This is a genomic window from Salinisphaera orenii subsp. orenii MK-B5, from assembly GCF_003788635.1.
GTDB classification, from domain to species: Bacteria; Pseudomonadota; Gammaproteobacteria; order Nevskiales; family Salinisphaeraceae; genus Salinisphaera; species Salinisphaera orenii.
Window position 1 is genome coordinate 61,533 of record NZ_AYKH01000008.1, and the last position, 12,249, is coordinate 73,781.

Annotated in this window: 14 protein-coding genes; 11 read left to right on the forward strand and 3 right to left on the reverse strand. The window is 65.1% G+C overall.

The genetic code is table 11. From position 1 onward, the window contains the following. Position 1 precedes the first annotated feature (1 nt). A complete protein-coding gene (locus SAOR_RS05480; protein WP_123630554.1) occupies positions 2-331 on the reverse strand; it encodes a hypothetical protein in 330 nt (109 codons plus the stop codon). 114 nt (positions 332-445) lie between these two features. On the opposite strand from SAOR_RS05480, the gene argE reads away from it, so the two are divergent. The 4 genes from argE to SAOR_RS05500 are packed head-to-tail and all read left to right on the forward strand — an operon-like array spanning position 446 to position 4,262. After that, the gene (gene argE, locus SAOR_RS05485; protein WP_123630555.1) at positions 446-1,612 is read left to right on the forward strand and encodes an acetylornithine deacetylase; all 1,167 of its coding nucleotides are present in this window, start codon (positions 446-448) and stop codon (positions 1,610-1,612) included. A 4-nt stretch (positions 1,613-1,616) separates the two neighbouring features. Next, a complete protein-coding gene (locus SAOR_RS05490) occupies positions 1,617-2,129 on the forward strand; it encodes a GNAT family N-acetyltransferase (protein WP_123630556.1) in 513 nt (170 codons plus the stop codon). 25 nt (positions 2,130-2,154) lie between these two features. Next, positions 2,155-3,516 carry an amino-acid N-acetyltransferase gene (gene argA, locus SAOR_RS05495; RefSeq protein WP_123630557.1) on the forward strand — a complete coding sequence of 454 codons (1,362 nt, stop codon included), beginning with the start codon at positions 2,155-2,157 and terminating at the stop codon, positions 3,514-3,516. Beyond that, positions 3,513-4,262, forward strand: coding sequence for a 16S rRNA (uracil(1498)-N(3))-methyltransferase (locus SAOR_RS05500; protein ID WP_123630558.1), 750 nt, complete (start codon positions 3,513-3,515; stop codon positions 4,260-4,262). The genes argA and SAOR_RS05500 overlap by 4 nt, the downstream gene beginning before the upstream one ends. 247 nt (positions 4,263-4,509) lie before the next feature. On the opposite strand, the gene hmpA is transcribed toward SAOR_RS05500, so the two are convergent. Beyond that, on the reverse strand, positions 4,510-5,736 hold the full coding sequence (gene hmpA / locus SAOR_RS05505; RefSeq protein ID WP_123630559.1) for an NO-inducible flavohemoprotein: 1,227 nt from the start codon (positions 5,734-5,736) through the stop codon (positions 4,510-4,512). A 79-nt stretch (positions 5,737-5,815) separates the two neighbouring features. On the opposite strand from hmpA, the gene SAOR_RS05510 reads away from it, so the two are divergent. Genes SAOR_RS05510 through SAOR_RS05530 form a run of 5 tightly spaced genes read left to right on the forward strand, consistent with a single transcriptional unit; the run spans position 5,816 to position 8,332 of the window. Next, positions 5,816-6,259: an Rrf2 family transcriptional regulator gene (locus SAOR_RS05510; protein ID WP_123630560.1), complete on the forward strand. Its 444-nt coding sequence runs from the start codon at positions 5,816-5,818 to the stop codon at positions 6,257-6,259. A 21-nt stretch (positions 6,260-6,280) separates the two neighbouring features. Continuing rightward, entirely contained in the window at positions 6,281-6,598 is a 318-nt protein-coding gene (locus SAOR_RS05515; RefSeq protein WP_123630561.1) for a carboxymuconolactone decarboxylase family protein, read from the forward strand. Beyond that, positions 6,599-7,555 (forward strand): NAD(P)H-dependent flavin oxidoreductase, encoded by a 957-nt coding sequence (locus tag SAOR_RS05520; RefSeq protein ID WP_123630562.1) that lies wholly within the window; start codon positions 6,599-6,601, stop codon positions 7,553-7,555. A gap of 15 nt (positions 7,556-7,570) precedes the next feature. Continuing rightward, positions 7,571-7,783, forward strand: coding sequence for a hypervirulence associated TUDOR domain-containing protein (locus SAOR_RS05525; protein ID WP_123630563.1), 213 nt, complete (start codon positions 7,571-7,573; stop codon positions 7,781-7,783). Positions 7,784-7,786: 3 nt separating this feature from the next. Next, positions 7,787-8,332, forward strand: coding sequence for a DUF488 domain-containing protein (locus tag SAOR_RS05530; protein ID WP_123630564.1), 546 nt, complete (start codon positions 7,787-7,789; stop codon positions 8,330-8,332). Positions 8,333-8,392: 60 nt separating this feature from the next. On the opposite strand, the gene SAOR_RS05535 is transcribed toward SAOR_RS05530, so the two are convergent. Further along, positions 8,393-10,126 (reverse strand): chloride channel protein, encoded by a 1,734-nt coding sequence (locus SAOR_RS05535; RefSeq protein ID WP_185015563.1) that lies wholly within the window; start codon positions 10,124-10,126, stop codon positions 8,393-8,395. A 407-nt stretch (positions 10,127-10,533) separates the two neighbouring features. Between SAOR_RS05535 and gshB the strand changes: the two genes are divergently transcribed. Together gshB and SAOR_RS05545 are read left to right on the forward strand one after the other, a co-directional pair. Next, positions 10,534-11,484, forward strand: coding sequence for a glutathione synthase (gene gshB, locus SAOR_RS05540; RefSeq protein ID WP_123630566.1), 951 nt, complete (start codon positions 10,534-10,536; stop codon positions 11,482-11,484). A gap of 1 nt (position 11,485) precedes the next feature. Beyond that, positions 11,486-12,214: a TonB family protein gene (locus SAOR_RS05545; RefSeq protein ID WP_123630567.1), complete on the forward strand. Its 729-nt coding sequence runs from the start codon at positions 11,486-11,488 to the stop codon at positions 12,212-12,214. The last annotated feature ends 35 nt before the right edge of the window (positions 12,215-12,249 follow it).

Here is a 12,249-nt window from a genome sequence, read left to right on the forward strand (position 1 = left end):
GTCAGCGTCCGCGCGGCTCGGCGCACAGCGCCTCGCGTCCTTCGGCCCCGGCGTCACCGGCCGGGTGGCCGATGCGCAGACTGCCGTCCGGGCATTCCACCGCCTCGGTCACGGGCGCATCGTCCCGGCCGGGCGTGAGCATCTGAACGCCCTCGTCGGTGGTCCAGGCCCGCGCATCTTCGCCCGCGTCGGCGTCGGCCCCGTCCTCGACCACCTCGCCGGTCCGCGGGTCGATCTGGATCGTCCGATCGCCGTCGGCGGCGCACGCCAGGCTCACGAGGGCGAGACAGAGCAGCGCGAGGGCGCGCAGCGGCAACGACAGGCGGAACATGGACGACCTCGGCGGGGTGCACGGGAAACACCGCAACTCTACCGGGTCGCGGGCGCGATGGGTATAACATGGGCGCGCGAGATTCCCCCGAAGCCGCTCCGGAGAAGACACGCCATGGCCGCACTCGACTGGCGCGAGACCCTCGCCGAGCTTGTCGCGCATCGCACCGTGAGCAGCGGCGATCCGGCGCTGGACTGCGGCAATCGCGCGGCGATCGAAGCCCTGGCCGACCGTCTCGACGCGCTCGGCTTCGACTGCGTCATCACGCCGCTGGCCGGGCGCGCGGACAAGGTCAATCTGGTAGCCCGGCTGGGCGACGCCGACCGCGCCGCGGAGGCCGGGCTGGTCTTTGCCGGCCACATGGACACCGTGCCCTGCGATGCCGAGGGCTGGGACTCCGATCCGTTCACGCTCAGTGAGCGCGGCGGCCGTCTTTATGGCCTGGGCAGCTGCGACATGAAGGGCTTCATCGCCCTGGCCGCCGGCGTGGCCGCCGAATACGCCGACACCGCGCTGGCCGCGCCGCTGACGCTGCTGGTCTCCGCCGACGAGGAATGCGGCATGGACGGGGCCCGCGCCCTGCTCGAGGCCGGCGTGTCGCCGGGACGCTACTGCGTGATCGGCGAGCCGACCGGCCTGGTGCCGATCCGCCGCCACAAGGGCATCCTCATGGAGCGCATCGAGACCCTCGGCGCCTCCGGGCATTCCAGCAATCCGGCGCTCGGCGCCAACGCCATCGACGGCATGCATCTGGCGATCGCCGCGCTTCGTGCGCTGCGCGAGGAGTTGATCGAACGGGCGCCGGCGATCGGCTACCCGGTGCCCCACGCCACCCTCAACCTGGGCGCCATCGCCGGCGGCGACAACGCCAACCGGATCCCCGCCCGCTGCCGGCTCGACGTCGACCTGCGCTTTCTGCCAGGCATGACCATCGGCGCCCTGCGCGACGAGCTGCGCGAGCGGGTGACGGCCGCGCTCGCCGGCCACGACTGCGAGGTGCGCTTCACCGAGCTGTTCGAGGGCACGCCCGCCTTCGAGACCGAGGCCGACTCGCGCCTCGTGGCCGCCTGCGAGGCATTGACCGGTCGCAGCGCCGAGGCCGTGGACTTCGGCACCGAAGGCGCCTTCTACAACCGGCTCGGCATGGACAGCGTGATTCTCGGCCCCGGCGACATCCGCTGCGCCCACCAGCCGAACGAACATCTCGACCTCGACCGCATCGAGCCCATGCAGCGGATCCTGCGCGGGCTGGTCGAGCAATTCTGCCGGTCCTCGACGTAAGCCCATGACCCGATCCCGCACGACCGCCCCCGTGATTCGCGCCTTCGAGGACGCCGACTGGCCCGGCCTCTGGTCGATCCTGGAACCGGTCTTCCGGGCCGGCGAGACCTACTGCATCGACCCCGCGATCGACGAGGCCGCGGCCCGGGCCTACTGGATCGACGCGCCGGCGGCGACCTTCGTGGCCGTCGGCGACGACGGCATGCCGCTGGGCAGCTACTATCTGAAGGCCAACCAGCCGCCGCCGGGCGCCCACGTGGCCAACTGCGGCTACGTCGTCGGTCCCGCGGCGCGGGGGCGCGGCGTGGCGTCGGCGATGTGCGAGCACTCGCAGGCCACGGCCCGCGCGCACGGCTTCGCCGCGATGCAATACAATTTCGTGGTTTCGACCAACACCGGTGCCATCCGGCTCTGGCAGCGGCACGGCTTCGCCATCGTCGGCACCCTGCCCGCGGCCTTCGACCACCCGCGGGCCGGCCGGGTGGATGCCCACGTGATGCACAAGCCGCTCAGCTGACCGGCCACGGCGACGAACCGCGCTCATGACCCCAGCCGACCCCACGCCCACGAACGCGCCCGCCGACGGCGGCCCGGCCAACGGCCTCGTCGCCGCCCTGCGCGCGAGCGCGCCCTATGTGCACGCGCACCGTGAGCGCACCTTCGTCATCCACCTGCCGGGCGAAGCGGCGGCCTCGCCGGCGTTCGCGGATCTCGTCTACGACATCGCCCTGCTCGCCAGCCTCGGCGTGCGTCTGGTGATCGTGTTCGGCGCGCGCCCGCAGATCGACACCGCACTCGCGCAGGCCGGCATCGCCAGCCGTTTCGTCGACGGCGTCCGGGTGACCGACGCCGCCGCGCTCGCCTGCGTGAAACAGGCGGTCGGCAGCCTGCAGATGGATCTCGAAGCGCTGCTGTCCACGAGCCTTGCGAGCACGCCGATGGGCGGCGCGCGTATCGCCACGGTCAGCGGCAACCTGGTCACCGCACGTCCGGTGGGTATCGCCGGCGGCATCGACCACGGCCATACCGGCGAGGTGCGGCGCGTGGACGTGGCCAGCATCAACGCCCATCTCGAGCGCGGCGCGATCGTGTTGCTGTCGTGTATCGGCTACTCGCCCTCGGGCGAGATCTTCAATCTGTATGCCGAGGAAGTGGCCACCGCCACCGCCACTGCGCTCGCCGCCGACAAGTTCGTGGTCATGCACCCGGGCGCGGCCCTGCACGAGCGCTTTGCCGACACCCCAGCCGAGCTCAGCCCGCAGGCCGCCCGCGATCTGCTGGCCCCGGCCGACGCCGCCCTCGAGTCGGCCGACCGGGCACGCCTGCAGGCCGCCATCGCCGCGTGCCAGGCCGGCGTGGCGCGCGCGCATCTGGTGAGCTTCGACAGCGACGGCGCGCTGCTGCGCGAGCTGTACTCGCGCGACGGCGCCGGCACCATGATCGCCGCCGACAACTACGACATCACTCGTACCGCCACGCCCGAGGATCTGGGCGGCGTACTCGCGCTCATCGAACCGCTGGCCGCCGCCGGCGTGCTGGTAGCGCGCTCGCGCGAACAGGTGGAACTGGATATCGGCCGCTATATCGTGATGGAACGCGACGGGCTGATCACCGCCTGCTGCGCGCTCGTGCCCTACCCCGACGAAGGCGTGGGCGAGCTCGCCTGCGTGGCCGTACACCCGGCCTATCGCGGCCAGGACCGCGCCGCCCAGCTGCTGGTGGAAGTCGAGCGACGTGCGCGCCGCGAAGGCCTGGCGCGCATCTTCGTGCTCACCACCAAGACGCCGCACTGGTTCATCGAACACGGCTTCGCGCCGGCCGATCTCGACGCCCTGCCGCTGGCCAAACGCACGCTCTACAACTACCAGCGCAACTCCGCGGTGCTCATCAAGCGCCTGGCATGAGCCGGCGCGCGCACGTCCCGCGGGTGTTCGTCGACGGCCCGCTCGCCGCGGGCGAGACCGTCGAACCCGCCGAGGCCAAGCGTCATCACCTGGCCACCGTACTGCGCCTGAAAGCCGGCGCGCCCGTGACGCTGTTCAACGGCGATAGCCATGAATACGCCGCGCGGATCGATCACGCCGATCGCAAGCGCATGACGCTCGCCGTCGAGGCGCAGTACTCGCCCCAACGCGAATCGCCACTGTCGATCACGCTCTACCAGGCCATCGCCCGCGGCGACCGCATGGACTTCGCCCTGGCCAAAGCGGTCGAGCTGGGCGTGACGGCGATCCGCCCGGTGTTCACCGAACGTCGCAAGGTCAAGCTCGAAGGCGAGCGGCTAGCAAAGAAACAGGCCCACTGGCAGGCCGTGGTCGAATCCGCCGCCGAACAGAGCGGCCGGCTCGTGCGCCCACCGCTCGAAACCGCCACGACCCTGTCGCAAGCGCTCACAGAAAACGACGACGCCCACCGCCTGCGGCTTATGCTGGCCCCAACGGCCACTACGGGCCTGCACGCGACACCGAAGCAGGAACATATCGCCCTGCTCATCGGCCCCGAATCCGGCCTCTCGGACAACGAAATCGACACCGCAAACGCCGCCGGCTGGCAAGCCGTCACCCTCGGCCCGCGCGTGCTGCGTACCGAAACCGCCGGCATGGCCGCACTCGCCGCGCTGCAGTCGATTTGGGGGGATTTGGGTGGTTGAAGCGCTCCTGACTACTTCTTCGCAGAAGACCTACGCGATTTTTAGCAAGCTGACAGCCGTTAATCTCTCGCCGGGAGTCCGCGATCGTCTTCGACTGGAACTTAGCCGGGCAAGCCGCCAATGGCGATCGTAAACAAACGAGACCAATCAAGCGGAGGCAGCTCAATTCAAGATCAACGGCTGATCTGCGTGTTCTTCAAAGCGCCGACTCTTGCAGCCACCTCAACGATTATTAAGCATCACTTCGTCAGGCTGCGAGCACACTGCCAGGACCAAAGAACTCGTAATGCACATCGTCTTCGGGTACGTCTCGTTTGCGCAGTAGCGCATGGACATGGCTGAGCATCGGGGTGGGCCCGCAGAAGTAGTAGGCAGCCTCTTGGTCGCCGATCAACTGGTCGAGCATGGCTTCGTCGATTAAGCCTTCGCTATCGTGACGGTTCGCGTCCCTGTCGGCGTCATCGGGCGCGCTGTAGCACACATGGACATGCAGGTTCGAATAGTCTGTTCGCAACGCCTCGAGTTCGCCGGAAAATGCCTGAACGGCCCCATTGAGCGCAGCTTGGATGAATACGATCCGGCGGCTGCTGTTCGAGCTTTTGAGTGCTTGATGCAGCATCGAGATCAACGGAGTTACCCCGACGCCGCCTGCGATGAAAACTAGCGGTTTGGCGGTATCGGCGGGAATCTCGAGGGTGAATTCGCCGCAGGGCGGACTGAGTTCGACGCGATCGCCAGCTTTGATGTGATTGTGGAGATAGTTCGAGAGAACACCGTCGGGCGCATCGTCCGCGGCCGCCGGCTCGCGTTTGACGCTGATCCGGTAATATTCACTCCCCGGCGGATTCGACAGGCTGTAATTGCGCATGACCGCTTGGCCGTCCGCAAACGTCGCACGAATACTGATATATTGCCCGGGCTCATGCGCGACAAGCGGCGTGGCGTCCGCCGCTTTGAGATAAAACGACGTGATGTTGTCGCTAGTGTGTTCTCGTCTATCCACGACGAACGGTTTGAAACCCTGCCAACCGTATACTTTCTTCTGGTCTTGGCAGATTCGCTTTTCGCGTTCGATGAAGATCTCCGCCAGCTTCGCGTAGGCCGCCGCCCAAGCATCGATGATCTCATCTGTGGCGGCTTCGCCGAGCACTTCGCCGATCGAGGCGAGCAGGTTGTCGCCTACGATCGGATAATGTTCCGGTTTGATGCCGAGTGACACATGTTTCTGAGCGATCAATTCGACCGCTTCACTGAGCGTCGCCGGATCGTCAATATGCTGGGCATAGGCCAGAATCGCCCCGGCCAACGCGCGTTGCTGGCTACCTGAACGTTGGTGCGCCGGATTGAAATACGCCTGAACCTCGGGATTGACACGAAACATCCGTTCGTAGAAATGACGGGCCAGCGTTTCACCGTGTGTCTGCAACACAGGCACCGTCTCTTTGACGATCTTTCGTTGTTGGTCTGTGACCATTATTTTCTCCAAAACAGGCAAGTGACATACTGATTTAAAATTGGTATGTTATTTACCGATTCACGAATGTCAAGCAGCCATGCAGTTGACTACACACACCGATTACTCGCTCCGACTGCTGATCTATCTGGCCGTCCGACAGGAGGACATGGCAGCCACCGTGCAGGCTGCCGCCGAGCGCTACGGCGTATCGGCGAATCACATGGCGAAGGTGGCCCAGACGCTTGTTCAGTACGGCTATGTGCACAGCCAGCGGGGCCGAGGCGGCGGGTTACGGCTCGCCCAACCTTCCAACCGGATCAACATCGGCACCCTGGTGCGTCGTACCGAGAATCTACGGCTACTCGAATGCTTCGGACCGAATTCCACCTGCCCGATCGACCCGGCCTGCCGCCTGAAAAAGATTCTGGGGCGCGCGCAGGCCGCCTTTCTCGAGGTGCTCGATGGCTATTCGCTCGACACGTTGGTGGCTAATGAAGACGAGTTGCGTGCGCTACTCGGCAGCGCATCAGCGCCCAGTTGAAGGCAATTAGGAGAACCGAACATGACTCAGACGCCCGGACAGAAGCGCAAGGATCTGACGCCCGATACCGAACAGGCCTGGCGTGATTTCAGCAAGGCGGTGTTCAACGCCGGTGAACTCGACACCAGGACCAAGCAGTTGATTGCCGTTGCGGTGGCACATGTGACCCAGTGCCCCTACTGCATCGAGGGTCACGTGCCGGCCGCCAAACGTGCCGGCGCGACGCAGGGCCAGGTGATGGAGGCGATCTGGGTGGCAGCAGAGATGCGTGCCGGCGGCGCCGTCGCGCATTCACATCTTGCATTCGATGCCTACGAAAGTGCGCGGGACGGCAAATAAATGCGTACTGCTCTGACCGATCTGGTCGGCATTGAGCAACCGATACTGTTGGCCCCCATGGGCCATGTATCGGGCGGCAGGTTGGCGGCCGCCGTCAGCGATGCCGGGGGCCTAGGCCTGATCGGCGCGGGCTACGGCGACGCCGACTGGCTGCATCGCGAGTTCCAACGCGCAGGCAGGGCCCGGATCGGCATCGGCTTCATTACCTGGGCACTGGCGCGCAACCCGTCGCTGCTCGACTTGGCACTCGATTACGCTCCGGAAGCCGTGATGTTCTCTTTCGGAGACTACACTCCATTCCTCAATCAAGTGCGCGCTGCGGGCGCGAAGGTCATCTGCCAGGTCCAGACACTGGCCCAGGCGCAGGATGCCGCTGCCGCAGGCGTCGATCTCATTGTGGCTCAGGGCACCGAGGGCGGGGGCCACGGTGGGGAGCGTTCGACGTTAAGCCTCGTGCCAGCGGTCGTTGACGCCGTTGCGCCGACCCCCGTCATTGCAGCCGGCGGGATCGCCGACGGGCGGGGGCTCGCCGCGGCACACATGCTGGGCGCCGCTGGCGCGTTGATCGGCACGCGCTTCTTCGCCAGCAAGGAGGCCCTGGGATCAACCAACGCAAAGCATGTCATCGTAAAAAGTCGCGGCGACGCCACCTTGCGGACGCGGGTTTTCGACATCGTGCGCGATTATGCCTGGCCAATCCACATCACAGGGCGCGTGCCACTGAACCGGTTTGCCGCACAATGGCACGGTCGAGAAGCCGGTCTTTCAGCCGATCTGACACGCCAAAGGGCGATTTATCGGCGGGCTGAGCAGAGAGGCGATACGGATACCATCGTCGTATTCGCCGGCGAAGCCGTCGATCTGATCGATACCATCGAGCCGGCTGCTCGCATCGTCGAGCGCATCACTCGCGAAGCCGATGATCTGGTTGGCGCTTCGTCCTTAACGAAACAGTGATTCGAGGACCATTCGATGAGTCGGAAATTCAAGATTGGCGATCGCGTGCGCTGGAACTCCGAGGCGGGGTATGTCAGCGGTCGTATTACCAAAGTCCACACTCGGGATTTCGAGTACAAAGGCCATAGGCGACGCGCATCGCCCGAGGCACCGCAGTATGAAATTGCAAGCGACAAGACCGATCATATTGCGGCACACAAGGAATCCGCCCTGACCCTGATCGAGTAAGCGATGGTGTCGAGCACCATCTTCTACACCGTAGGGCACTCCAATCGTTCACAGGATCAGTTGATCGCCCTGCTGCGAGACGTCCGGATCGAGCACGTCGTGGATGTGCGCGCCATGCCACGATCGCGCACCAATCCGCAGTTTAATCAAGACGTCTTTGCGGAAAGGCTCAAGACTGTCGGGATCGGTTATAGCCATTGCGCTGCATTGGCCGGCCTGCGAAGCCGTTCAAGGACGGTAGCGGACGACGTCAACGGCTACTGGCGCAATCGCAGTTTTCAAAACTACGCGGATTATGCACTGAGCGCGACATTTCAAGAAGCGCTGAACACATTGATCGATTTAGGTCGACGAACTGTCTGCGCCGTCATGTGCGCGGAAGCGGTGTGGTGGCGTTGTCATCGACGTATCATCGCCGACCATTTGCTCCATCGCGACGAGCGGGTCTTTCATCTGCTGAGTCCAAACCGCGCCGAGCCCGCGACGATGACAGCCGCCGCCCACCCCGGCCCCGACGGCGTACTGACTTACCCCGCAGACAACAACTAGGGAGCGCTAGTACATCCATCCGATGACCACACCACAGCTCAAGGACTATCACCCACCCGATCAGCGGGCTTCGTTTTCGCCGCGAGGTAGTGCCATGCCTTCTTCATGCATGCCTTGTCGATGGGCGGCGATCACGGCGGCGCGGTCGATGTATCCCACGATGCTTCGATCGTCCTGGCGGCTCACGACCGGAAGACGCCCGATATCGTGAAAAAGCATGCGGCGTACCGCTTCACGCACCGTCTCATCAGGGTAGGCGCGCACAATATCGGTGGTGCACACCGTACGCACGGTTCGCGGTTCCGCGGCAGGTTCTTCGGTCTGCGCGCGCAGTACATCGCTGCGCGTCAGCACCCCGGCCAGCGCATGATGGGCGTCCACGACCAGCAGCGCTTCACAGTGACTATGCGATTGCTCAGCGAGCCCCAGACGTGAGGCCGCCAAAGCCAGTGATGCATCTTCTGCAACCTCCGCGAAGCGAGTTCGCATCACCGAGGCAATATCGGCGCGCTCCAGCGGGTCGACCTCAAACTCCTGATTCACCCGGAGACCCCGCCGTGATAATTTTTCGGTCATGATCGTGGTGCGCATGAACAATATGCTTATCCCCGTGGCGATGACGCAGACCAGCATCAAAGGCAGTATCGCCTCATAGTTGCACGTTATTTCAAAGGCGAAGACGATCAACGCGAACGTGGCCCGGGAGGCGGCGGCAAATAGCGCCGCCATGCCGACCAACGCAAATGCGGCGGGCTCAAGTGGTGCACCTGGCAAAAGTACGTTCCCGGCGATGGCAAACAGCGAGCCAAGGGCTGCGCCCGTCATGAACATGGGCGCCAGCAATCCGCCGGAGGTGCCTGAACCAAGCGACACCAGCAATGCTAGAGTTTTGAAGACCGCAATAGAGAGCAACGCGGAGACCGCGAGCTGATTGTTGAGCGCGCCCATGATCAAGTCATAGCCGACGCCCAGAACCTCCGGTGCGAACAGACCGATTACACCCAGGCCCAGACCGCCCAGTGCTGGACGCCAGATATCGCCGACCGGAAGCGCCTCAAACGCGTCTTCGACTACGAAGAGCAACTTGCTGAAACCGACGGCAACAAACCCGATAAGGATCGCAAACACGACGTATGCCGGCGCGTTGAATGGCAATCCGAAAGGCACCGCATCCATGGCAAACAGCGGCCCCTCGCCGATCAAGATGTGTCGCAACGCGGTCGCCACAGCCGTCGCGATAACCAGCGGTATGAACGAGCGCGGCCGAAACTCGAACAACAACAATTCGATGGCCAGAATCACTCCGGCCAGCGGCGTGCCGAAGATTGCAGCCATCCCGCCGGCCGCACCACAGGCCAACAGCACCTTGCGTTCGGCGGCGGTCGTCGAAACGACCTGTCCGAGTAGGGAACCCAAAGCGCCTCCCGTCTGGATGATGGGTCCTTCGGCGCCGAAGGGCCCACCGCTACCAATCGCAACGACCGTCGATATCGGCTTGAATATTGCCACCCGGGGCGAAATGCGGCTATCGCTCGTCAGCACGGCTTCCATCGCTTCCGGGATGCCGTGACCTTTGATCTTTGGCGAGCCGTAGCGCGCCATCAGGCCAACGAGCAGACCGCCGATTGCGGGCACAACGACAATCCAAAGCCCGAGGTCATGATTCGCGAGGCTGGGCAATTCGAAAGATACGGCCTGCATGAACGTGATATTGAGCGCAAGGGCGATGAGATTGAACAACGCGTAAGCCACTAGCCCCGACAGCAGTCCGGCCACGCAGGCAAGCAAAGACATGTGTACGGCGCGAAAACGTTCTCGGTGACTCATGTTAGAGCGGCTGTTCACGACAGGCGTAACCTTGCACGGGTAGGTGGTGCGCGAATTCTGCCGGAGATCCACGCGTATTTCAGGTATACGCCGCTTTACGGCGACGGCCCCGGGGCCGTCGTATGCGGCGCACTATTCCCAAAGGCGAAAGAACGGATCGGAAATCGCGACCATGTCGACTATCGGGCGAGCGTGGTCAGATGCATCCGCCCCTACCGATAAGTGCATTGCTAACGCCGCATCATGAGTCCCTCCACCTAACCTTCTTTTCACATGCAACAAAAGGGCGAAGTGCCGCCCGCTACGCTACCATGCGCCTCTGTTCGTCATAGTGATCGGCACGGCAGGCGTGCTCGAAGTTTGAGGAGCCCGGAATGGCCACCCGTCTCGGCGTCGTGATGGACCCCATCGCGGATATCACCCCGTACAAGGACACCACGCTCGCACTGCTGCTGGAGGCGATGCGGCGCGGCTACGAGATCGTGTATTTCGAGATGTCCGATCTGTTCGTGCGCGACGGCGTGGGCTACGGCACGGGTCGCCGGCTCGAGGTCTTCGATGACAACGACGACTGGTATCGCTTTACCGGCGCGTCCGAGATTCTGCCGCTGGCTGATCTGGACACGATCCTCATGCGCAAGGATCCGCCCTTCGATACCGAATATATCTATGCGACCTATATCCTCGAACTGGCCGAGAACGAGGGCACGCTGGTGGTCAACCGCTGTGATGCGCTGCGCGACGTCAACGAGAAGATGTCGATCAACCGCTTCGCGCATCTGACCGCGCCCACGCTGGTGGCGCGGCGCAGCGACGATTTCAAGCGCTTCATCGCCGAACACGGCGACGCGGTGATCAAGCCGCTCGACGGCATGGGCGGCTCGCGCATCTTTCGGGTGAAGACCGGCGACGACAACATCTCCGTGGTGCTGGAAGTGCTCACCGAGCACGGCACGCGCTATGCCATGGCCCAGGCCTATCTGCCGGACATCAAGGACGGCGACAAGCGCATCCTCGTGGTCGACGGCAAGCCGGTCGACTACGCGCTGGCGCGAGTGCCGGCCGAAGGCGAGCTGCGCGGCAATCTGGCCGCCGGCGGGCGCGGCGTGGGCCGGCCGCTGACCGATGCGGATCGCGCGATCGCCGAGGAGATCGGCCCCTACGTGCGCGACAAGGGGCTGCTGTTCGTGGGCCTGGACGTGATCGGCGATAAGCTCACCGAGATCAACGTCACCAGCCCGACCTGCGTGCGCGAGCTGGAGGCCCAGTTCGACATCAACATCGCCGGCCTGCTGTTCGACGCGATCGAGAAACGCCTGAACTGAGATGGGCCCGGACGGTCGGCGTTTCGCGGTGGCGCTGAGCGTGGCGGTCGCGGCCCACGGCCTGCTGCTCGCCGGGCTCATGGGGCGAACACCCGACATCGCCGACCCCGGCGACCGCCCGCTGCGGGTCACGCGCAGCGTGGCCCCCGCGGCCACCCGGGTCGCGGACACGGTACTGGCGGCCCAGGACCAGCGTGGCCGGAACGACCGCTCGCAGCGCGCCCGCCGGGCCCTTGCGGCCAGCGCGCCGCAGCGGCGTGCCGCGCAGGGGCCGGCGGCGGCGCAGGTCACGCGTTATCTGATCATCGCCGAGCGGCCATCGGGGCAACTGGCGACCGGCACGGCGAGGCCGGTGCCCGCGCAATCGACGCCCCGGCCCGGGCTGGCGCGCAACGCCCGCGGTGACGCCCGCGCGGCCTATCTGTCGCGCTGGCAGACGCGCATCGAGACGCTGGGCAACCGCGCCCTGCCGAATACTCTGCTCGGCGGCCGCGACCGCCGCCTGACTCTGGCGGTGCGCATGGCCCCGGACGGCACACTGCGCAGCGCGCGCATCGTCCAGTCCTCCGGCCGCCGGGCGCTGGATACCGCGGCGCTTCGTCTGGTGCGCACGGCCGCGCCCTATCCGCCCTTCGACCCCGGCCTGGCCGGCGCGAACGGCGAATTGCGGTTTGCCTACGACTGGCTGTTCGAGGCCGGCGGCGCCGCCCGGCTGCGCGCGCCGCGCTGACGGGCGCGGACCGGACAGACCACGCAACGCCACAG